The organism is Adhaeribacter aquaticus DSM 16391 (genome assembly GCF_000473365.1).
Lineage (GTDB): Bacteria > Bacteroidota > Bacteroidia > Cytophagales > Hymenobacteraceae > Adhaeribacter > Adhaeribacter aquaticus.
Window position 1 is genome coordinate 3,064,693 of the sequence record NZ_KI421517.1, and the last position, 21,315, is coordinate 3,086,007.

A 21,315-nucleotide genomic window follows, 5' to 3' on the forward strand; every position below is an offset into this window, starting at 1 on the left:
ATGGTTTACTAAAATTTTCTGAAAAGCACGCTGGCGAAAGAAGGGGAGAAGTAATTTCTGATTTACAATATTAAATAGTATGGTTCTATGATGGAATTATTTAACCTGACTAGCTATAAGTGCAGTAAATTAATTACGCATCAGTATAGTACCTCTTTTACGCTGGGTATAAAAACCCTGGATAAAAAGTTTCATTTTCCTATTTATGCCATTTATGGTTTTGTGCGCTTTGCCGACGAAATTGTAGATACCTTTCATGATTATGACAAGGAGGAACTATTTCAGGATTTTAAAAAGTGTACCTACGAAGCCATCAATAAAAAGATTAGTTTAAACCCGGTATTACATTCTTTTCAGCAGGTAGTACACCAATACGACATTTCCGGAGAATACATAGAAGCTTTTTTGGCGAGCATGGAGATGGATCTTTATGGGCAACGCTACAATAAAGATTTGTACGATCAATATATTTATGGTTCGGCAGAGGTAGTTGGGTTAATGTGTCTGCAGGTATTTTGCGAAGGCGATTTAGAATTGTTTCATCAGCTAAAAGAACCAGCCAGAAGTTTAGGGGCGGCCTTTCAGAAAGTAAATTTCCTGCGCGATATGCAGAGCGATTACCAGGAGCGCGGAAGGGTTTATTTTCCGAAAGTAGATTTCCGAACCTTTGATAATGATTGCAAAGCAGCTATTGAGCAAGATATTTTAAAGGATTTTAATGCTGCCTATGCAGGAATATTGCAATTGCCTAAATCAGCTAAAATGGGGGTTTACCTGGCCTATATTTACTATTTAAAACTTTTTAAAAAAATTCAGGGGCTTCCGGCAGCACGAATCTTAACAGAACGCGTAAGAGTACCTAATAATACCAAGTTAGCCTTGCTGGTTGGGTCTTACTTTCGTTACAGGTTAAATACAATTTAAACGTGCATATACTGCTACTATCTATAAGTCTACTTATTACCGGGTTTTTGTTTGAGGAGAGGAATGAAACGTATAAAGTTCATGACTTGCGTACCATGCTGGAAATAGCGGCAAAAAATAAAGAAGCCTGCGAAAAGCTGATAAAGCACCTTGATGGGTATAATGGCAAAGATCCGGTTGTTTTGGGGTTTGAAGCGGCCGCTCATGGCATAATGGCGAAGCACGCCTGGAGCCCGTATTATAAAATGCGCTACCTCCGGACCTCTGCTAAAATGTTTGAAGAAGTTATTAAAGAACATCCTCAGGTAGCTGAAATTCGTTTTCTCAGGTATACGCTGGAGTATTTTATACCCCGGTACCTGAATATGAGTGAACACATGGATGAAGACAAGAAAGTATTCCTGATGAGTTTGCTGCGGTATCCTAACTCTGATTTGGACGGAGAAATAATTCAGAACATGCGCCGTTTCTTATTAAAACATCCAGATAACCTGACGGAGCAGGAAAAGAAACAACTAAATAATATTAAAGCCTGATGTATATTTATTTATACCTGAACCTGTTTACTATTTTTTTTCCCTTTGTACTTTCCTTTGATAAACGTGTTCATTTTTATACTCATTGGTCCAGCCTTTTTCCGGCCATTGCTCTTAATGCCTTGATTTTTGTTATTTGGGATAGCTTTTTTACTTCCATTGGGGTGTGGGGCTTTAATCCTGATTATTTACTAGGAATTTATTTATTTGAATTACCCTTAGAAGAATTGCTTTTCTTTTTTACGGTGCCCTATGCCTGTGTATTTATTTATGAAACTCTTAATACTTATATAGCCAAAGACTTTTTGCAACCCTATGCTAAATTTATTTCAGTTTTCTTGATTTTGGTCCTAACACCATTGGCCTTTATTTTTCTAAATAAATTTTATACCTCTGTTACCTTTTTATTTCTGGTTCTGGTTCAGGTAATTCATTTATTTACCTTACAAGATAAAGTTTTAGGCCGGTTTTACTTAGCTTATTTGGTGCATTTGGTGCCTTTTTTGCTCGTTAATGGGGTATTAACTGCTTTACCTATAGTGTGGTATAATGATTTTTATAATCTTGGTCTTAGGATTAGTACCATTCCAATAGAAGATACCATGTATTCCATGCTTATGCTTTTGATTACTATTACCGTATATGAAGTGTTGAATGAAAGGAAAGTAAAACAAAAAGCAGTTGTAATGGTTTAAAAACTATGTATAACCTTCAGGTACATATCGATCCAAGTTCTGGTTTTTGTTTTGGCGTAATCTATGCTATTCAAATGGCAGAAGATATTCTGGATGAACAGGGATATTTATATTGTTTAGGTGATATAGTGCATAATGATGAAGAAGTAGAGCGCCTGGAAAGAAAGGGTTTGCGGATTATTAGTTACGAGGTATACAAGGAGCTAAAAAATGAGCAGGTATTAATCAGAGCTCACGGTGAACCCCCCAAAACATATGAAATAGCTTTAAGAAATAATTTAAATTTAATAGATGCTTCTTGTCCGGTAGTATTAAAGCTGCAAAACCGGATTAAATCCTCTTTTGATAAAAAAGAACCACTTTATATTTACGGCAAGCATGGCCATGCAGAAGTGGTTGGTTTATTAGGTCAAACTAATAACGAGGCAGTTGTTTTTGAATCTTTAGATGAATTGTTACAGCAGGAACTGCCTCCTAATATTACACTCTACAGTCAGACTACTAAAGGAACAGATAATTTTTACCGCATAAAGCAGGTTTTAGAAGAAAAAGGACATACGGTGGAGGCAAATGATACCATCTGCCGCCAGGTTTCTAATCGCGATAGGGATTTGCGAAAGTTTGCAGCCAAGTATGATAAAGTAGTTTTTGTTTCCGGTACGAAATCTTCTAATGGAAAGGTGCTTTATCAGATTTGTAAAGAAACCAATCCTAGTACTTATTTTATTTCTAAAGTAGAAGAACTGAAACCTGATATGTTTGCTCCCAATGATTCAGTGGGAATTTGTGGGGCAACTTCCACGCCTATGTGGTTAATGGAAAACGTACGAGATGCCTTACTTGCCTTTTAAAATAATTTTAGGGTAGCCTGGCCTCTAAGAAAACTAGCAACTATTCTTTCTTTTTCTTATACTGGAATGGTAAATAGAAAGACTGGAAATTAGAGTTTTAGCTATAGATAAAATAAAAGTGAATAACTTTTTGTACATAAACCGCGGGATCTTAATTGCAGCTATAATAATAATTAGTTGGGTTGGATGTCTTTGGTTTTTGCTGCACCTGAACATTAATTTTGCTTCACCAGTGCCTTATGTAATGGTATTGGTGCAAACGCATTTATACACCGGGCTATTTATAACGGCGCATGATGCTATGCATGGGGTGGTTTCCAGAAATAAAAAGTTAAACAAAATAATTGGGGTACTTACTGCTGGCTTATTTGCTTATAACTCGTATAATCGGTTATATCCCAAACATCATGAGCATCATCGGTTTGTGGGTACCCAGCAAGACCCAGATTACCATGGTGGAAATTTTTTTGCCTGGTATTATAGCTTTTTGAAACAATATATAACCTGGTGGCAAATAGTATTAATGGCCATAACTTTTAATGGCCTAAAACTGATTTATCCGGTTCAGAATGTAATTATGTTTTGGGTTGTGCCTTCCTTACTGGCGACCTTTCAATTATTTTACTTTGGTACTTACCTGCCGCACCGAGGTGAGCATGCTCTTGATAACCGCCATAAATCCCATACACAAGAAAAAAATCACCTATGGGCTTTCCTGAGTTGCTACTTCTTTGGGTATCATTATGAACACCACGATAAGCCTTATGTACCGTGGTGGCAGCTATACAAACAGAAAACATAAAAAAAGGAGCTTGAAAGCTCCTTTTTTTATGTTTTCTGTAACCTGTTAAAATAGAATAAACTAACAGCATAATCCACAAATTATACCCGTCTTCTCAACTATCAACACTTTCAACATGGTAATTTGAGCCACTTTTTCCCACTTTTTTGCTGATATAGCCTTAAATCTTATATTTTTCGATGTTTTTAATAGTTAACATGTTGTATACAAGTAATTTATGTAAATAATGACTAGTTTATATAATAGTTGACAAGTAATTTTTATCAAAATAAATGCTGTTAATACTCCTGTAAAATGTGGATAAAGTGGATAAGTGGTGTAGATAACCATAATTTATCCACAAAGTGGTAAAAAGTGGGGGATTGTGGTTGACTTAATTTTTCAATTCCGTATTTTTGTTTAGTCCGATATTTTTCGGATGCAAGCGCACTTTATGAACTTTCTATCCGGCGAATATGAATGTAAGCTAGATCCCAAAGGAAGGTTGGTTTTACCTGCAAAGATAAAAGCCAACTTGCCTGTGGCTTCCGGCAACAACGTCGTCCTGACAAGGGGGTTCGAGCCATGCTTGGTTTTGTATCCGCAGCTGGAATGGAAAACTATTTATGATAAGGTTGCTAGTTTGAATGAGTTTAATGAAGAGTACCGCAACTTTCAGCGTAATTTTTTTCGGGGTAATACAGAAATAGAATTAGATAGTACCGGAAGGTTTGTTTTGCCGCGAACAATGGTGCGGTATGCAGAAATTGATAAAGAGGTTATAATTGTAGGGTTAGGTAACCGGGTAGAGATTTGGAATCCGGATAAGTATGAAGATTACCTGATTAAAGACCATCAAAATTTCTCGCAGTTGGCTCAGAAGTTTTTAGGCGATGGACCTGTAACGGAAAATAATATATAATGGAGTATCATAGGCCGGTATTGCTGCAGGAGTCAGTGGAGGCATTGGCAATAAAGCCAAAAGGAATTTACATAGATGTAACCTTTGGCGGTGGCGGCCATTCGGCAGTGATTGCAAGTAAGTTAACAACCGGCCGTCTTTATGGTTTTGATCAGGATACGGATGCCGAGAAGCAGGCTGAAAAGCTGGAGGGCTCTACTTTTACTTTTGTAAAAAGTAATTTCCGTTACCTTAAAAAATACCTTCGCCTATATGGGGTGAAGCAAGTGGATGGCATCCTGGCTGATTTAGGGGTTTCGTCTCACCAGTTTAATACCTCCGAAAGGGGCTTTTCTACTCGTTTTGATGGTCCATTGGATATGCGGATGGATAAAGACGGGCAAAAGACGGCAAAGGATATACTAAATACTTATGCAGAGGAAGATTTGCATAAACTGTTTGGTATATACGGAGAAGTAAAAAATGCCAAAACACTGGCCAGAACAGTAGTGCTGAAAAGAGCATCACAGGAGTTGGAAACAATAGGCCAGTTTAAAGAAGCTATTGCCAGCTGTTTGCCTAAGGGGAAAGAGAACAAGTATTTAGCTCAGGTCTTCCAAGCATTACGGTTGGAAGTAAACGACGAAATGAAAGCCCTGGAAGAAATGCTGGTTCAATCGGCAGAAGTGCTGAAGCCGGGAGGCAGGTTAGTGGTTATTTCGTACCATTCGCTGGAAGATAGACTGGTGAAAAACTTTATCCGGACGGGTAAATTTTTCGGTGACGTAGAGAAAGATTTTTTTGGGAATGAAAAAAAGCCTTTAGAAGCTGTTAACCGGAAGCCAATTACCCCATCTGCAGTTGAATTACAGGAAAATAACCGTTCCAGAAGTGCTAAGCTTCGGGTAGCAGAGAAATTATAGTAAAAGTTATAGGTAAAGAGTAATAAGTAATAGAATAAGAAATTTATGGTGGCGATTATGGAGAGCTTAAGACTTGATACTTACAACGTAAAACTTTAAGAATATGGCATTTAATACAGTAAAAGAAAGGCCCGTAAAACGGAAAGCCAATACTTTGCGAGAAGTGCCCCAAGTGGTTGAAGAACGGCCAGAACGGCCAAAAGGAATTAGTATTTTCCATATTCTCGACCGGTTAACCAGAATGGATAGTCTTTTCCACGACGGACTACCGGTTAAATATTTGCCTTACATTTTATATTTAATGGTGGTGGCGTTGTTTTATATTGGGAACACCCACTATGCTGAAAAAACTATCCGTAAAATAGATCGAATTAAATCCGAAACCGACGACTTACGCGCCGACTATACCACGCTTAAGTCAGACTACATGGAAGCGAGTAAGCAATCGGAAGTAGCTCGTAATGTTGCATCCTCAGGTTTAATAGAAAGTTCTTCACCCCCTTATCAGATTGTAGTTAATGGCGAAGAATATTAAAAAATCAATTGTCACCCGGGTGCGGGTAGCTTTCCTGGTTATTTGTTTATTCGCCTGCGCCATTGTAGCCAAAGTAATTCGTATCCAATTATTTGAAGGTGAAAAATGGGCTCAGATTGCGAAGGAGAGCCGCATTGTTTACCAGCCGGTTTATGCAACGCGGGGTAATATTTTATCTGATAATGAAAGCATAATGGCTACTTCACTGCCATTTTACCGGGTAGCGTTTGATGCAACTATTTGTGATGAAAAGCTTTTTAACCAAAAAATAGATTCTTTGGCGATGCTTTTGTCCCGGTTTTACCAGGATAAGCCGGCTAAAGAATATTACCGTAAAATTAAAAATGCCCGCTTAGCAAAAAGGAGGTATCTACGCTTACACAGCCACCAGATTAATTACCAGGAAAAGAAAATGATGGCCAATTGGCCTATATTCCGGGAAGGTAAAAATAAAGGTGGCGTTATTTTCGAAAGGGTAGATAAACGTTTCCGCCCGTTTGGTTCGCTGGCTCAGCGGACTATTGGTCGTATAACGGAGGATAAAAAAGGTTCTGGACTGGAATATACATTTAATGGCCAGTTAGCCGGAAAAGATGGAGAAGCTTTGTTTGAGCGGATGGCCGGAGGTAATAAGCCTATATATAATGGAACGGAAGTAAAACCCCTGCCAGGCTATGATATTAAAACTACCATTGATATAAACCTGCAGGATGTTGCTGAAAATGCCCTTTATAAAGCCTTAGTATCTAATAACGCCCAATATGGTTGTGTAATTTTAATGGAGGTACAAACCGGAGAAATTAAAGCAATTGCCAATTTGGGTAGAGAGCGGGAAGGTGTTTATGTTGAAAATTATAATTATGCCGTAGGTAACCACGGCCGAACCGAACCGGGCTCAACTTTCAAACTAGCCTCTATGATGGCTTTGTTTGAGGAAACAAAGTTATCCCCTGAAGATTCTATTGATACCGGCCATGGCCGACAGTTAATTGGAGGTAAAACCATGGGTGAGGCCCATGGCGATGGCTTTGGTAAAATTACTATATCAAATGTTTTTGAAAAATCTTCTAACGTAGGAACGGCCAAGCTTATTGAAGAAAGCTTTGGGAATAAACCTCAGAAGTATGTTGATTACCTGCATAAATTTGGTCTGTCTAAGCCACTTGGTTTCCAGATGCATGGCGAAGCAAAGCCATATATTCGGACGCCTTCTGAGCGTGGCTGGAGCCGCACAACTTTATCCCGGATGGCTATAGGGTATGGCTTACAAATTTCGCCTATTCAAACGCTTGCTTTCTACAATGCGGTGGCTAATAATGGTATAAAAGTTACTCCTATAATAGTTAAAGAAATTCGGAAAGCAGATGTTGTTATCGAGCGCTTTTCTCAGGCTAACTTTAGCTCTACCCGTATTTGCTCGGAAGAAACTGTGCGTAAACTGCGGGTATTAATGGAAGGCGTAGTAGAAAGAGGTACAGGAAAACGTGTTAAAAGTCCTTATTATAAAGTGGCTGGCAAATCGGGAACTTCCTGGAAAATTAAAGATGGAAAATATATCCGTGATTATTCCACGTCTTTCTGCGGGTATTTCCCGGCTGATAATCCTAAATATTCTTGTATTGTAATTATAGATACTCCTAAAGGAGGGCGAATTTATGGTGGGGATGTAGCAGCCCCGGTTTTCCGGGAATTAGCGGATAAGGCTTATGCCCGTGACCTGGCTTTACATGAGCCTCTAGTTGCTAAGATGCCCGCTGATCGGGCTAAACTACCTTTCGTACAGGCCGGCTATCAGGAAGAATTAACCTTAATCTGTAATAAGTTAGGAATAAGCACCCATTCGCTCGCTGAAGAAGAATGGATTAAAGCGGACTCCCAAAATAAAGCTTTGGTTTGGAAACCTAATCCTTTAAAAGCTGGAATGGTGCCAGATGTATCTGGCATGACCTTGCGGGATGCTTTATATATTTTAGGTAACCAAGGATTGAAAGTACGTATCGTAGGAGTGGGGCGAGTGAAGGATCAATCAATAGAGGCTGGGCAGCCAGCTAAAAAAGGAAGTACCATTACTATAACATTAAGTTAATGCCGCAACTAAATTCCCTGCTTTCTGATATTAAACCGGTACAAATTCTGGGTGCTGAAACCGTAGAAGTACAAGGGCTAACTTTTGATTCCCGTCAGGCAGGTCCGGGTATGCTTTTTTTTGCTATTAAGGGAGTCCAGACAGATGGGCACGCCTTTATAGCAAAAGCGGAGGAAGCCGGTAGTACGGCCATTGTTTGCGAAACCTTACCCGAGCAAATAAATTCCAGGGTAACTTATATCCAGGTAAAGGATAGTGCCGAAGCCATGGGGCATATGGCAGCGGCCTTTTATGGTCATCCATCCAAGAAATTAAAATTAGTAGGCGTAACGGGTACTAACGGAAAAACTACTTGTGTAACTCTTTTACATAAGCTCTTTCGGGAGTTAGGCTACCAGGTTGGTTTGCTCTCCACAGTGCAAAATCAGATTAATGAATCCGTTATTCCGGCTACCCATACTACTCCAGATGCTATTTCATTAAATGCCTTATTGGCCCGGATGGTAAAGGAGGGTTGTCGGTTCTGTTTTATGGAGGTAAGTTCTCATGCTTTGGTCCAACATCGGGTAAGCGGGTTAAAATTTGCTGGGGCTATTTTTACCAATATTACCCACGATCATCTTGATTACCATAAAACCTTTGACGAGTACATTCGCGCCAAAAAATTATTCTTTGACTTTTTGACTAAGAATGCATTTGCCTTAGTGAACGGCGATGATAAAAGAGGGCAGGTAATGGTGCAAAATACCAAAGCTAAAACCTATTCCTACTCGTTGCGGTCTGTCACAGATTTTAAAGCCAAAATTATAGATAACTCCATCCAAGGGTTACAACTCGAAATTAACGGGAAAGAAGTTTGGTGCAAGCTGATTGGGGCTTTTAATGCTTATAATCTATTAGCGGTATATGGAGCAGCGGTTTTATTAGGCGAAGATGAAGATGAAGTATTAACTGTTTTATCCAGTCTCTCGTCAGCCGTAGGCCGTTTTGATTATATCGTTTCTGATAGTCAGGTAACAGCTATCGTGGATTATGCCCACACACCTGATGCCTTGCAGAATGTATTGAATACTATCAAGCAGATACGCCGACCTGAACAGCAGGTAATTACGCTGGTAGGTTGTGGTGGAAACCGGGATGCCGCTAAGCGACCTATTATGGCTGACATTGCTTGCCAGTACAGCGATCGGGTAATTTTGACTTCTGATAATCCCCGCTTTGAAGATCCCCAGGAAATATTAAATCAGATGCAGGCTGGTGTAAAAGCAACGGATTTAAAGAAAACACTAACCATTGCAGATCGCAGGGAAGCTATAAAAACAGCTTGTATTCTAGCCAATTCTCAGGACATTATTTTGGTTGCTGGTAAAGGGCACGAAACCTACCAGGAAATAAATGGCGTGAAGACTGATTTTGATGATAAAAAAATATTGGCGGAAATGTTTCAGCTTTTAAATAAATAATACTGCATTTTTTGCCAAACCAATAGAAGATTTTATAGAGAAGACTTTATACTTATTTAATGCTATACTACCTTTTTAACTACCTCAAACAAGAATTTGATCTTGTAGGAGCTGGTGTATTTCAATACATTTCCTTCCGGGCAGGGATGGCCGCCTTGGTTTCTTTGCTTATTGCTATGATTTTTGGTGGGCGTCTGGTGCGGATGCTGCAACGTAAACAAGTAGGCGAAACCATCCGGGATTTAGGTCTGGCCGGCCAGGTTGATAAAAAAGGAACTCCTACTATGGGAGGTCTGATTATTTTGCTGGCCATTCTAGCTCCTACACTTTTATTTGCCCGCCTTGATAATATTTATATTATCCTGATGCTGATAACTACTGTTTGGTTAGGTTTAATTGGTTTCCTGGATGATTATATTAAAGTTTTCCGTAAAAATAAGGAAGGTTTAGCCGGCAAGTTTAAAATTATTGGCCAGGTAGGCATCGGACTGATTGTAGGGTATATATTATTTATTAGTGATGAAGTAGTTGTTCGGCAGTATGTAACGAATCCTTCGGGAGCCTTGTCAGCAGTGGATGCTTCTCCCACTTATCTGGATGTAAAATCCATGATTACCACCATTCCCTTTTTCAAAAATAACGAGTTAGATTATTGCTCATTATTTGCTTTTGCAGAGCCAGTTATGGGCCAATGGGCCTGCTATCTGTATATCCCATTCGTAATTTTGTTTATTACATTTTTCTCGAATGGTGCTAACCTAACCGATGGTTTAGATGGTTTAGCTGCCGGTACTTCTGCTATAATAGGTATAACCCTGGCTATTTTTGCATGGGTATCGGGTAACTCTATTTTAGCGGACTACCTGAACATTATGTTTATTCCCAATTCCGGGGAATTAACGATTTTTTGTACGGCCTTTGTGGGAGCGTGTATCGGTTTCTTGTGGTACAACTCTTTTCCTGCCCAAGTGTTTATGGGAGACACCGGTAGTCTTTCAATTGGTGGTATCATAGCGGTTCTGGCTTTGATCGTTCGGAAAGAATTACTGGTGCCAATTTTATGCGGCATCTTTATGATCGAGAATTTATCCGTGATGCTGCAGGTTGGTTATTTTAAATACACCAAAAAAAGATATGGCGAGGGCCGCCGGATATTTAAAATGTCACCGTTGCACCACCATTACCAGAAATTAGGTTACCACGAATCCAAAATTGTTTCCAGATTCTGGATTGTAGGCATTATGCTGGCGCTTTTAACCCTGGCAACATTAAAACTGAGATAACATGATAGCAATATTAGGAGCCGGTGAAAGTGGAGTAGGAGCAGCCCTGTTGGCTAAAGCTAAAGGGCTGGAGGTGTTTGTATCAGATATGAGCAGCATCAGGGAGGCTTATAAAGAAACACTTGAGCAAAATCATATTCCTTTTGAAGAAGGAAAACATGATTATGATAAAATTTTATCGGCTAATGAAATAATTAAAAGCCCGGGCATTCCGGATAAAGCCGAAATTATAAAACAGGCTAAAGCTAAAAATATACCCATTATTTCAGAAATAGAATTTGCCGGGCGGTATACGCAGGCCAAATTTATTTGTATAACCGGTACTAATGGTAAAACCACTACCACCCTTTTAACCTATCACTTGTTAAAATCGGCTGGTTTAAATGTGGCATTGGCAGGTAATATTGGCGAGAGTCTGGCTCAAAAAGTAATAACCGATACTACCGACTATTATGTGGTAGAATTAAGCAGTTTTCAGTTAGATAATATGTACCAGTTTAAAGCACATATTAGCATTCTGCTTAATATCACGCCTGATCATTTAGACCGCTACGATTATTGCATGGACAATTATGCAAAATCAAAATTACGTATTACCCAAAACATGACTCCCTCTGATTATTTTATTTATAATTCTGAGGACGAGGTTATAAAAAAGCATTTTAGCCAGGAAGATTTTACCGGAACGGCTGTACCGTTTGGGCTAAACCAACAACATGGTATCCGTGCTTACTTTCAGGAAGAGGTAATTGTAACTGAGATAGCCGGTATTCGGGATATTGTTAATGTTTCTACTTCTCCTTTAATTGGTAAGCATAACCAATATAATACCCTTGCAGCCGTAACTGCTGCCTTGTTAATGGGTATAAAACCGCCCCAGATAGAAAAAGCCTTAGCTACTTTCCAAAATGCTGATCACCGGTTACAGCCGGTAGGTACTTCAGCCGGTGTTACTTATATAAATGATTCCAAAGCTACTAATGTGGAAGCCGTTTGGTATGCATTGGAAGGTATTAAAAAGCCAATTATCTGGATTGCCGGAGGTGTGGATAAGGGCAATAATTACGAAACGTTGGTGCCTTTAGCAAAAGAAAAAATCAAAGCTTTAATATGTTTAGGCAAGGAGAATGCAAAGCTATTGCAGGCTTTCAAGGATGTAATTCCAATAATTGAGGAAACACAATCAGTGGATGAAGCTGTGCAGAAAGCAAAAGCAGGGGCAGTAGCAGGAGATGTGGTGTTACTATCTCCGGCTTGTGCCAGTTTTGATCTTTTCCAGAACTATGAACACCGCGGCAGAAGCTTCGCCGAAGCCGTTCAGCGGTTGGTTTTAAATCCATCCTGATACAAGCAGCAACAATAAATAATAATCCCTGAATTCCTTCCATGGAAACAGCAAGATTAAGAAAGTAATAAGTAGATGAAGAATTAGGAATATCTGAATAATACAGTTGGTATCATGAATAAAGTAAAAGCTTGGTTGCAGGAAAACTTAAAAGGGGATCCTATTTTGTGGGGTATTGTAATTACTTTTTCATTAATCAGTATTCTGGTGGTGTATTCGGCTACCGGCACCTTAGCCTACCGCAAAGGTGGGGGCAATACAGAGTATTTTCTCTTTAAACACACCAGCCTTATTTTTGTAGGCCTGGCCTTTATGTGGTTTGCTCATAAAGTTAACTACCGCTATTATTCCCGTTTATCTTTGCTGGGGCTTATACTATCGGTGCCTCTACTCCTGTTTGCCTGGAAATTTGGAACCACTTATAATGATGCCTCCCGTTGGATTGTTATTCCGGTTATAAACCAGACTTTCCAACCATCCGATTTAGCTAAACTTTCGCTTATTACTTACCTGGCCAGTATGCTATCTAAGCGGCAGCTTAGTTTAGATAACATGAAAGGAACCATAATTCCTATGCTGTTATGGGTAGGAACAATATGTGGTTTAATTGCGCTAATGAATATTTCTACTGGCCTGCTGCTTTTCTTAACCAGCATGTTATTAATGTTTATTGGGCGAATACCTATGAAATACATCATGATGCAAATTCTGGTTGGTGCGCTTTGTGGCTCTATTGCTTTGGCGGTAGGTCAGCGGATGGGTACTGCAATCAGCCGGATTGAAAATTTCATGGACGAAAGCGAAACCCCTTTCCAGTTAGAACAATCATACATAGCAATTGCTACCGGTGATATTTTTGGAAAAGGTCCGGGTAAAAGTGATCAGCGGAATTTCCTGCCTTTGCCTTATTCTGATTTTATTTATGCCATAATTATAGAAGAGTACGGAATCATTGGAGGAATATTTATTGTGTTTTTATACTTAGCCTTTTTGTACCGGGGCATGATGGCAGTGAGTAAAAGCCTGGGAGCTTTTGGTGGACTTTTGTCGGCCGGTTTAAGTTTTAGCCTGGTAATACAGGCTATGGTAAATATGGGCGTGACAGTCGGGTTAGGACCTATTACTGGTTTGCCATTGCCGCTGCTAAGTATGGGGGGAACTTCTTTAATATTTACCGGAATTTCTATTGGTATTATTTTAAGCGTAAGCCGTACCGAATCAGCTTCTGATTCCTCATCAAAAAAAGGCAATATTGCTCCTAATGCTAATGTTCCATCTAATTTAGTAGCCAATGTCGCGAGAAACTAGCAAAAGTTACCGGGTAATAATAAGTGGTGGCGGTACCGGCGGACATATCTATCCGGCAGTGGCTATTGCTAACCAAATAAAGTTGCTTTACCCGAATTCTGAAATATTATTCGTGGGTGCTAAAGGCCGTATGGAAATGACCCGGGTACCGGAAGCAGGATATAATATTATTGGATTAACCATAGCTGGGTTACAAAGGCGCATAACGTTGGAAAATCTTTCATTTCCATTCAAGGTTTTTTCCAGTATCCGCGCTGCCCGAAAAATTATAAAAGAATTCAAACCAGATGCTGTAGTGGGGGTGGGTGGTTATGCCAGTGCGCCGGTATTATTTGCGGGTACTTCCTTAAAGATTCCAAGTCTTATTCAGGAGCAAAATTCTTACGCAGGTATTACAAATAAATTATTAGCAAAACGGGTAAATAAAATTTGTGTAGCCTACGAAGGAATGAATAATTTCTTCCCGGCTTCCAAAATCGTAGTTACCGGAAATCCCGTGCGCCAGGATATTGTACAGGTTAATACTGCGCAGGAGGAGGCTTTGGCCTTTTTTAATTTACAACCAAGTAAAAAAACAATTTTAGTAATAGGGGGTAGCTTAGGGGCCCGTACTATTAATCAAAGTACCGAAAAATACCTGTCCCAGATTCAGGATTCAGGGTACCAATTAATTTGGCAAACTGGTAAAACATTTTTTGCTCAGGCTCAGACAGCAGTAAATTCATATACCGCCAGTGGCCTCAAAGCTTTTGATTTTATCAGGCGCATGGATTTAGCCTATGCCGCCGCAGATGTAGTGATTTCCCGTGCCGGGGCCCTTTCTATTTCTGAATTATGCCTGGTTGGAAAACCAGTTGTATTAGTGCCTTCCCCTAATGTAGCAGAAGACCATCAAACAAAAAATGCAATGGCTTTGGTACAGCGAGAGGCTGCATTATTTGTAAAAGATGCCGAAGCCGATGACAAATTGTATGCAACTACTTTTAGTTTGATGCAAAACCTGGAAAAGCAAAAGCAATTAGGACAAAACATTTTGAAGTTAGGTAAGCCTAATGCAGCAGCAACTATTGTAGACGAACTTATAAAATTAATGCCTTGAAACTCGAAGATTATAAATATATCTACTTTTTAGGAATTGGTGGAATTGGCATGAGCGCCATTGCCCGTTGGTTTAATACCAAAGGGTTTCCGGTTTGGGGGTACGACCGTACCGAGACCCCACTTACCCAGGCATTAGTGGCAGAAGGTATAACTATACATTACGACGATAGTGTAAATCATATTCCGCAACAGGTATTAACCGGGAAAAAGGAAACATTAATTATTTTAACCCCAGCCATTCCTAAGGAACATGCTGAGTGGAATTACCTGCAGGAGCAGGGATATACAATTAAAAAAAGAGCGGAAGTGTTGGGGTTGATTACCCGGAGTGCTGCTACAACGGTAGCTGTTGCAGGTACGCACGGAAAAACTACAACCTCATCGATGGTGGCGCATTTGCTTAATCAGGCTGAAGTAAACTGCTCTGCTTTTTTAGGTGGTATATCTGTAAACTTAAATTCCAATTTATTACTGGCGGCAAATAGTACAACTCCGGAGACAGTAGTGGTAGAGGCAGATGAATACGATCGGTCTTTTCTGCACCTTTATCCCAATATAGCTATTTTAACTTCCACAGATGCAGACCATTTAGATATTTATGGGGATAAAGAGGAACTTATCAAAACCTTTCAGGACTTTATAAGCCAGATTAAACCTAATGGATTTCTAATCCTGAATGAGCAAGTGGATAGAAGGGTAACGGCTAAAATTGATCCATCAGTAACGATTCTTTGGTACTCTTTTGAGGGGCAAAATATTCACGCATCAGATGTAACTATTTCCGGACGCAAATTTGGATTTTTCTTAAATAGTACCTTAGGAAATTTGCCTGATTTAGAACTGGTTGTTCCGGGGCATCACAATGTAGAGAATATGATTGCTGCTGTTTCAGCAGCTCAACTTTTAAAAGTAGATGCAGCGAAATTGGTTGAAGGTGTAAAAACATATAAAGGGGTACACCGCCGGTTTGAATATATAGTTGATAAAAAGGAGGTTATTTACATAGATGATTACGCTCACCATCCCAGTGAAATAAATGCTTTTATGCGTTCGCTAAAGGCGCTGTATCCGGAAAAGAAACTTAAAGTAATTTTTCAGCCACACTTATTTACCCGAACCAGAGATTTTGCCGATGATTTTGCCGAAAGCTTAAGCCAGGCCGATGAATTGGTATTATTGGAGATCTATCCTGCCCGGGAAAAGCCAATTCCAGGAGTAACGGCGCAGATGATTTTAGATAAAGTAACGTCACCGAAAAAAGTTATCAACACTAAAGAAGAAGTTCTCGCTAGTCTGGAAAATAATACCGATCTTCAAATTCTTGCTACGGTTGGAGCTGGCGACATTGACACTTTAGTGAAGCCTATTAAGTTAATTTTGGAGGATAAAAAGCATGTTGCGGAAGCGTAAAATAATTTATTTACTTTTTTCTGTAATATGTTTAGGAGTCATTGGCGGGCTGGGGTACTTTGTAAATTTGCGGCAAGAGAAAAAAATATGCAATAAAGTCTATATTACTATTGATAATGAATATAATAATTACTTTATTAGTGACCGGGAAGTAAAGGAGATTTTAACCCACTATGGGACCACCAAATTGGAGGGTTTAAAAATTAGTGAGATTGACCTCAAAAACCTTGAATTGCGAATAAAATCGCATAAATTTGTACAGGATGCGCAGGTATTTCGTGATCTGGCCGGTAACATCAACATCAAAATAAAGCAAAACAGACCCATTGCCCGGATTGTACACGCTGATTCTGAAAGAGATGTGTACATAGACGAGCAAGGTAATACTTTGCCTTTATCTGACCGATTTACTGCAAAAGTGATCCCAATCCTTCGGGAGGAAAGAGCACCTTCGCTTACAAAGGATTTTTTTCAGGATTCAACCGGAAGAAATTACTTAAGACTTTTACAATTCATAGAAAAGGATGCATTTTGGAAAGCCCAGCTTTCACAGATGCAGATCGATGCAAAAGGGAAAATTTCTTTTTTGCCGCAAGTGGGAAACGAAACGATAGAATTTGGCAGGCCGGCTGACATCGAGCAAAAGTTTAAAAAAATATTGATCTTTTATAAAAGGGTGTTGCCGGCTATGGGTTATGATAAATATAAAAGAGTAAACGTGGAGTTTAACAATCAGATTATCTGTGAATAAGATATAAAATATGCAAAATGACAAAATTGTAGTAGGCCTAGATATCGGGACCACCAAAATTTGTGCTTTGGTGGGCCGGAAGAACGAGTTTGGCAAGCTTGAAATCCTAGGCATGGGAAAGGCCATTTCGGAAGGGGTTGTACGTGGTATTGTAAGTAATATTGATAAAACCGTGGATGCTATTAAGAAAGCCATTAAAATGGCCGAAGAGCAATCTGGTATTAATATTGGGGTGGTAAATGTGGGTATTGCCGGGCAACACATTAAAAGCTTGCAACATAACGGAAGCATTACCCGGGCAACTACAGACAATGAAATTACCATTGATGATGTAAACCGGCTGACCAACGATATGTACCGGTTGGTTACTCCTCCAGGGAGTGAAATCATCCACGTAATGCCTCAGGACTATAAAGTAGATTACGAAGAAGGTATTATCGATCCGGTAGGCATGTCGGGGGTGCGTTTAGAAGGAAACTTCCATATTATTACAGCGCAGTCAAATGCGATAAATAATATAAATAAATGCGTTACCAGGGCGGGATTGGAAATAGAAACCCTTATATTAGAGCCTTTGGCATCTAGTATGTCGGTTCTAAGTGATGAAGAGAAAGAAGCTGGGGTAGCTTTAATTGACATTGGAGGAGGAACTACTGATTTAGCTATCTTTAAAGATAACATAATTAGACACGCTGCTGTTTTACCTTTTGGCGGGAATATTGTAACTTCCGACATTAAACAAGGTTGCATGGTCATGCAAAACCAGGCTGAGCAGTTAAAAGTGAAGTTTGGTAAGGCAATTGCTGACGAAGCCTCTGAAAATGAGATTGTTTCAATTCCTGGCTTGCGGGATCGCACGCCTAAGGAAATTTCTTTAAAAAATCTTGCTTATATAATTGAAGCAAGAATGGAAGAAATTGTTGAACTTGTATACTCAGAAATTGTTAGAAGCGGATATGCCAACAGTTTGGCAGCAGGTATTGTAATTACAGGCGGTGGCTCTCAGTTACAAAATCTGGTGCAATTAGTGGAATATTTAACGGGTTTAGATGCACGTATCGGGTACCCGAACGAACATTTAGGCAAAAGTAAAATTGATGCGGTAAAAAGTCCGATGTATGCAACCTCTGTAGGTTTAGTACTTTCCGGCTATAAATCCTTCGATGATCGATTAACCCGTTACGCAGAAGTAAAGAATGCTGAAACGCACCGGGTAAATGAGCGGGTAGTTACTACCAAGCAAAATACAGGGGGAGGCAGCGACTTCTTTAAGAAAATTATAGATCGGACCAAAGGGTTGTTGATCGATGACTTTGATGACAAACAAAATTATTAATATTTAAAGCGGCGAGTTTAAAATGGCTTTTTCATCTTACAAGTTTGATATTCCTTCCCAAACAAAATCCATCATTAAGGTGATAGGTGTGGGCGGAGGCGGCAGTAATGCGGTAAACCACATGTACAACCAGGGCATTAAAGATGTGGAGTTTGTTGTTTGTAATACGGACGTACAGGCACTAAAAAGTAGCAGCGTACCAAACAAATTACAAATCGGGGTTGATTTAACAGAAGGTTTAGGTGCAGGTGCTAATCCTGAACGTGGCAAACAAGCCGCTTTAGAAAGCAAAGAGCAAATCCGGGAATTATTAGGCAATGATACCAAAATGGTTTTTATAACCGCTGGTATGGGTGGAGGAACCGGTACAGGAGCCGCTCCGGTAATTGCGAAAGTAGCTAAAGATTTAGATATCCTAACCGTAGGGATTGTTACAGCGCCTTTCATGTTTGAAGGCCGCAAAAAACGCGCCCAGGCTGATAATGGAATTCTGGAATTAAGCGAAAGCTGTGATACCGTACTGGTTATCCTGAACGACAAGCTGCGTGAGATGTTTGGTAATTTGCCTATTCGCCAGGCCTTTGCCAAAGCCGATAATGTTTTAAGTACTGCCGCTAAAAGTATAGCCGAAATTATTACGGTTACCTCCGAAGTTAACGTTGACTTTGAAGATGTTAAAACGGTAATGAAAGATTCTGGTGCCGCTGTAATGGGATCTGCTACTACCGAAGGAGAAAACCGGGCCTTACGCGCCGCCGAAGAAGCCTTATCTTCACCTTTATTAAATAACACCGATATACATGGTGCTCAGAAAATATTATTATCCATTATGTCCGGCGATCAGGCGGAACTGGAAATGGATGAATTAACTGAGATAACAGAGTATATTCAGGAAAAAGCCGGAGAAGAGGCAGAAGTAATTTTTGGACATGGTATCGATTCTTCTTTAGGTCAGAGCATCCGGGTTACAGTAATTGCTACCGGTTTTGCTAAAGAAGGACGGTCTATTATTGAGCCACAAGGGGCCAGAAGGGTAGCAGCAGCATTTGAGCCTGAGCCACAAGTGGTTATTAATACGCCAATCTTTGAAACAGCTCCTGCTGCTCCAGTTGTTGCAGAACCTGTTTATGCACAAAGACCAGTAATGGCAGTTCCTCAGCCAGAAACTACTTATGTGGCGCAACAGGAACAGGTAAAAGTTATTATTGACTTAGAATCGTCTTCTAAACAACAACGCCTGGAAACCGCGCCTCAACCAGAAGTGTATGCTCCTGAGTTTATGGAACCGGCTATTGCACCAAGCCCGTATGAAGAGGAGCGGCCAAACTTACAGAAGCAGGCGGATGAAAGACGGGAACGTTTACGCAGATTAAGCACTGAAATAACCAGTGATGCTATCAAAGAAAAATTAGAAGTACCGGCTTACTTACGTCGTAATGTTGCGCTGGAAAATGTAGCACCATCTTCTGCCCGTAGTATTTCCCGGTTCAATTTGAATGATGATAATGATATATTAGGTGATAATAAGTTTTTACACGATAATGTAGATTAATTATACCTTTAAGCATAAAAAAAGAGCCCGATTAAATTTAATCGGGCTCTTTTTTTATGCTTAAAGTACCAGTTTAAAAAGACACAAATGTTTCAATTTGTTCTTGCAGTAAAGTGAGGTATAAGGCATTAGTTAGTTTGCCTTCATTTAAGTTTTTATGGATAAACATTAAACGAGGTTTGGCAGCCAAAACATGAGTGCCAATGTAATGTAATACATCAGTAAGATGACTTAATGCTATGGCGCCTCCCTGGGTACCCGTTGAAATGCCTACTAATGCTGCTTTTTTATTTTTTAAGCTATTGGGAAAACTAAGACCATCGATAAAAGCTTTTAACACGCCAGGATAGGAACCATTATATTCCGGAACTATAAAAACAAACTTATCAGAATTGTTTATCAGGTCATTTAAAGCATTAAACCCTTCACTCTTTCCGCAATTGTCATAAAGAGCAGTTGATGTAAAATCAACTGGTAAATTAATTAAATCTAAAATCTGACAAGTTTCCCCCCGCTGCCGAAGTAGGTCCGCATATATGTCAGAAATTACTCTTGCATTGGAGTTGGGGCGGTTGGTTCCTGCAATTATGGTTATCATTTTAACGAAAAATTAGATTTTTAAGCTGCTTTTCTGTAAACCAAATGAAGTAATAAAGGTTATTAAATATACAGCTATAAAAAAAGCGAGTCACAAGGGCTCGCTTTTTCTTTTTTTACTAAAATTAAATTAAACGTTCTCTGATGTTGCTTTAGCCACAATATATTCACGATTTAGAATCGCAATGTTTTCTAATGATATACCAACCGGGCACTCTGCTGCACAAGAACCAATGTTAGTACAAGAGCCAAAACCTTCTTCATCGTGTTGCGCTAACATATTTTCTACCCTTGTTTTGCGTTCTACCTGCCCTTGCGGTAATAAAGCCAGCTGCGATACTTTAGCACTTAAGAACAACATAGCCGATGCGTTTTTACAAGCTGCTACGCAGGCTCCGCATTGGATACAGGTTGCTGCATCAAAAGCTTTATCAGCAATTGACTTAGGAATTGGAATTTCGTTTGCATCCGGAACACCACCTGTATTAACAGATACGTATCCGCCTGCCTGCTGAATACGGTCTAAGGCGGACCGGTCTACGCTTAGATCTTTGTGAATTGGAAATGCATTTGCCCGCCATGGCTCAATTACAATAGTATCGCCATCGCTGAATTTACGCATGTGTAACTGACATGTGGTTGTGCCACTTTCAGGTCCGTGTGCGCGGCCATTGATGTACAAGCTACACATCCCGCAAATACCTTCCCGGCAATCGTGGTCGAAAGCAATTGGGTCCTGTCCTTGACGAAGTAAATCTTCATTAAGAACGTCCATCATTTCCAGGAAAGACATTTCAGGAGAAATATCTTTTACATTATATGTTACAAGCTGGCCACTGGCATTGGTGTTTTTCTGTCTCCAAACTTTCAGAGTCAGATTCATGGGCTTGCTGTTTGGGTTATTACCTGCCATTTCTTTTAATATTAGGTAGAATCA

Annotated in this window: 20 protein-coding genes; 18 read left to right on the forward strand and 2 right to left on the reverse strand. The window is 39.7% G+C overall.

Features of this window, described 5'->3' with window-relative positions:
• The first annotated feature begins 87 nt into the window (after nucleotides 1-87).
• From ADHAQ_RS0115865 to ftsZ, 18 genes are all read left to right on the forward strand, one after another.
• Complete coding sequence (locus ADHAQ_RS0115865) at nucleotides 88-924, forward strand: phytoene/squalene synthase family protein (protein ID WP_026463772.1); 837 nt, start codon at nucleotides 88-90, stop codon at nucleotides 922-924.
• Nucleotides 925-926: 2 nt separating this feature from the next.
• Nucleotides 927-1,460, forward strand: coding sequence for a hypothetical protein (locus ADHAQ_RS0115870; RefSeq protein ID WP_026463773.1), 534 nt, complete (start codon nucleotides 927-929; stop codon nucleotides 1,458-1,460).
• The gene (locus ADHAQ_RS0115875; protein WP_034256865.1) at nucleotides 1,460-2,155 is read left to right on the forward strand and encodes a lycopene cyclase domain-containing protein; all 696 of its coding nucleotides are present in this window, start codon (nucleotides 1,460-1,462) and stop codon (nucleotides 2,153-2,155) included. The genes ADHAQ_RS0115870 and ADHAQ_RS0115875 overlap by 1 nt, the downstream gene beginning before the upstream one ends.
• 5 nt (nucleotides 2,156-2,160) lie before the next feature.
• Nucleotides 2,161-3,006 carry a 4-hydroxy-3-methylbut-2-enyl diphosphate reductase gene (locus ADHAQ_RS0115880; protein WP_026463775.1) on the forward strand — a complete coding sequence of 282 codons (846 nt, stop codon included), beginning with the start codon at nucleotides 2,161-2,163 and terminating at the stop codon, nucleotides 3,004-3,006.
• A 118-nt stretch (nucleotides 3,007-3,124) separates the two neighbouring features.
• Nucleotides 3,125-3,808 carry a fatty acid desaturase gene (locus tag ADHAQ_RS0115885; protein ID WP_034256867.1) on the forward strand — a complete coding sequence of 228 codons (684 nt, stop codon included), beginning with the start codon at nucleotides 3,125-3,127 and terminating at the stop codon, nucleotides 3,806-3,808.
• Between the two features lie 433 nt (nucleotides 3,809-4,241).
• A complete protein-coding gene (gene mraZ, locus ADHAQ_RS0115890) occupies nucleotides 4,242-4,709 on the forward strand; it encodes a division/cell wall cluster transcriptional repressor MraZ (RefSeq protein ID WP_026463777.1) in 468 nt (155 codons plus the stop codon).
• The gene (rsmH, locus tag ADHAQ_RS0115895) at nucleotides 4,709-5,611 is read left to right on the forward strand and encodes a 16S rRNA (cytosine(1402)-N(4))-methyltransferase RsmH (protein WP_026463778.1); all 903 of its coding nucleotides are present in this window, start codon (nucleotides 4,709-4,711) and stop codon (nucleotides 5,609-5,611) included. The genes mraZ and rsmH overlap by 1 nt, the downstream gene beginning before the upstream one ends.
• Before the next feature lie 103 nt (nucleotides 5,612-5,714).
• Nucleotides 5,715-6,146, forward strand: coding sequence for an FtsL-like putative cell division protein (locus ADHAQ_RS0115900; protein WP_026463779.1), 432 nt, complete (start codon nucleotides 5,715-5,717; stop codon nucleotides 6,144-6,146).
• Nucleotides 6,130-8,232, forward strand: coding sequence for a penicillin-binding protein (locus ADHAQ_RS0115905; protein ID WP_026463780.1), 2,103 nt, complete (start codon nucleotides 6,130-6,132; stop codon nucleotides 8,230-8,232). Before ADHAQ_RS0115900 ends, ADHAQ_RS0115905 begins: the two co-directional genes overlap by 17 nt.
• On the forward strand, nucleotides 8,232-9,695 hold the full coding sequence (locus tag ADHAQ_RS0115910) for a UDP-N-acetylmuramoyl-L-alanyl-D-glutamate--2,6-diaminopimelate ligase (RefSeq protein ID WP_026463781.1): 1,464 nt from the start codon (nucleotides 8,232-8,234) through the stop codon (nucleotides 9,693-9,695). The genes ADHAQ_RS0115905 and ADHAQ_RS0115910 overlap by 1 nt, the downstream gene beginning before the upstream one ends.
• Before the next feature lie 59 nt (nucleotides 9,696-9,754).
• On the forward strand, nucleotides 9,755-10,978 hold the full coding sequence (gene mraY, locus ADHAQ_RS0115915) for a phospho-N-acetylmuramoyl-pentapeptide-transferase (protein ID WP_026463782.1): 1,224 nt from the start codon (nucleotides 9,755-9,757) through the stop codon (nucleotides 10,976-10,978).
• A 1-nt stretch (nucleotide 10,979) separates the two neighbouring features.
• A complete protein-coding gene (murD, locus tag ADHAQ_RS0115920) occupies nucleotides 10,980-12,323 on the forward strand; it encodes a UDP-N-acetylmuramoyl-L-alanine--D-glutamate ligase (protein WP_026463783.1) in 1,344 nt (447 codons plus the stop codon).
• A gap of 114 nt (nucleotides 12,324-12,437) precedes the next feature.
• The gene (locus ADHAQ_RS0115925; protein ID WP_026463784.1) at nucleotides 12,438-13,631 is read left to right on the forward strand and encodes an FtsW/RodA/SpoVE family cell cycle protein; all 1,194 of its coding nucleotides are present in this window, start codon (nucleotides 12,438-12,440) and stop codon (nucleotides 13,629-13,631) included.
• Complete coding sequence (gene murG / locus ADHAQ_RS0115930; protein ID WP_026463785.1) at nucleotides 13,615-14,730, forward strand: undecaprenyldiphospho-muramoylpentapeptide beta-N-acetylglucosaminyltransferase; 1,116 nt, start codon at nucleotides 13,615-13,617, stop codon at nucleotides 14,728-14,730. The genes ADHAQ_RS0115925 and murG overlap by 17 nt, the downstream gene beginning before the upstream one ends.
• Nucleotides 14,727-16,142, forward strand: coding sequence for a UDP-N-acetylmuramate--L-alanine ligase (gene murC, locus ADHAQ_RS0115935; protein WP_026463786.1), 1,416 nt, complete (start codon nucleotides 14,727-14,729; stop codon nucleotides 16,140-16,142). The genes murG and murC overlap by 4 nt, the downstream gene beginning before the upstream one ends.
• Nucleotides 16,126-16,893, forward strand: coding sequence for a cell division protein FtsQ/DivIB (locus ADHAQ_RS0115940; protein ID WP_026463787.1), 768 nt, complete (start codon nucleotides 16,126-16,128; stop codon nucleotides 16,891-16,893). Before murC ends, ADHAQ_RS0115940 begins: the two co-directional genes overlap by 17 nt.
• Before the next feature lie 10 nt (nucleotides 16,894-16,903).
• On the forward strand, nucleotides 16,904-18,229 hold the full coding sequence (ftsA, locus tag ADHAQ_RS0115945; protein WP_026463788.1) for a cell division protein FtsA: 1,326 nt from the start codon (nucleotides 16,904-16,906) through the stop codon (nucleotides 18,227-18,229).
• A gap of 22 nt (nucleotides 18,230-18,251) precedes the next feature.
• A complete protein-coding gene (gene ftsZ, locus ADHAQ_RS0115950) occupies nucleotides 18,252-19,781 on the forward strand; it encodes a cell division protein FtsZ (RefSeq protein ID WP_026463789.1) in 1,530 nt (509 codons plus the stop codon).
• A gap of 73 nt (nucleotides 19,782-19,854) precedes the next feature.
• On the opposite strand, the gene ADHAQ_RS0115955 is transcribed toward ftsZ, so the two are convergent.
• Both ADHAQ_RS0115955 and ADHAQ_RS0115960 read right to left on the reverse strand, forming a co-directional pair.
• On the reverse strand, nucleotides 19,855-20,379 hold the full coding sequence (locus tag ADHAQ_RS0115955) for an NADPH-dependent FMN reductase (protein ID WP_026463790.1): 525 nt from the start codon (nucleotides 20,377-20,379) through the stop codon (nucleotides 19,855-19,857).
• 129 nt (nucleotides 20,380-20,508) lie between these two features.
• A complete protein-coding gene (locus ADHAQ_RS0115960) occupies nucleotides 20,509-21,261 on the reverse strand; it encodes a succinate dehydrogenase/fumarate reductase iron-sulfur subunit (RefSeq protein WP_026463791.1) in 753 nt (250 codons plus the stop codon).
• Nucleotides 21,262-21,315 lie beyond the last annotated feature (54 nt).

What these genes read in the sequence shown, in the direction of transcription:
- ADHAQ_RS0115875 (WP_034256865.1), top strand. Translation starts at nt 1,460, where the DNA reads ATGTATATTTATTTATACCTGAACCTGTTTACTATTTTTTTTCCCTTT.
- rsmH (WP_026463778.1), top strand. Translation starts at nt 4,709, where the DNA reads ATGGAGTATCATAGGCCGGTATTGCTGCAGGAGTCAGTGGAGGCATTG.
- mraZ (WP_026463777.1), top strand. Translation starts at nt 4,242, where the DNA reads ATGAACTTTCTATCCGGCGAATATGAATGTAAGCTAGATCCCAAAGGA.
- ADHAQ_RS0115960 (WP_026463791.1), bottom strand. Translation starts at nt 21,261, where the DNA reads ATGAATCTGACTCTGAAAGTTTGGAGACAGAAAAACACCAATGCCAGT.
- ADHAQ_RS0115925 (WP_026463784.1), top strand. Translation starts at nt 12,438, where the DNA reads ATGAATAAAGTAAAAGCTTGGTTGCAGGAAAACTTAAAAGGGGATCCT.
- ADHAQ_RS0115865 (WP_026463772.1), top strand. Translation starts at nt 88, where the DNA reads ATGATGGAATTATTTAACCTGACTAGCTATAAGTGCAGTAAATTAATT.
- ADHAQ_RS0115905 (WP_026463780.1), top strand. Translation starts at nt 6,130, where the DNA reads ATGGCGAAGAATATTAAAAAATCAATTGTCACCCGGGTGCGGGTAGCT.
- ftsZ (WP_026463789.1), top strand. Translation starts at nt 18,252, where the DNA reads ATGGCTTTTTCATCTTACAAGTTTGATATTCCTTCCCAAACAAAATCC.
- ADHAQ_RS0115910 (WP_026463781.1), top strand. Translation starts at nt 8,232, where the DNA reads ATGCCGCAACTAAATTCCCTGCTTTCTGATATTAAACCGGTACAAATT.
- ftsA (WP_026463788.1), top strand. Translation starts at nt 16,904, where the DNA reads ATGCAAAATGACAAAATTGTAGTAGGCCTAGATATCGGGACCACCAAA.
- mraY (WP_026463782.1), top strand. Translation starts at nt 9,755, where the DNA reads ATGCTATACTACCTTTTTAACTACCTCAAACAAGAATTTGATCTTGTA.
- ADHAQ_RS0115880 (WP_026463775.1), top strand. Translation starts at nt 2,161, where the DNA reads ATGTATAACCTTCAGGTACATATCGATCCAAGTTCTGGTTTTTGTTTT.
- ADHAQ_RS0115955 (WP_026463790.1), bottom strand. Translation starts at nt 20,379, where the DNA reads ATGATAACCATAATTGCAGGAACCAACCGCCCCAACTCCAATGCAAGA.
- murG (WP_026463785.1), top strand. Translation starts at nt 13,615, where the DNA reads ATGTCGCGAGAAACTAGCAAAAGTTACCGGGTAATAATAAGTGGTGGC.
- ADHAQ_RS0115900 (WP_026463779.1), top strand. Translation starts at nt 5,715, where the DNA reads ATGGCATTTAATACAGTAAAAGAAAGGCCCGTAAAACGGAAAGCCAAT.
- murD (WP_026463783.1), top strand. Translation starts at nt 10,980, where the DNA reads ATGATAGCAATATTAGGAGCCGGTGAAAGTGGAGTAGGAGCAGCCCTG.
- ADHAQ_RS0115940 (WP_026463787.1), top strand. Translation starts at nt 16,126, where the DNA reads ATGTTGCGGAAGCGTAAAATAATTTATTTACTTTTTTCTGTAATATGT.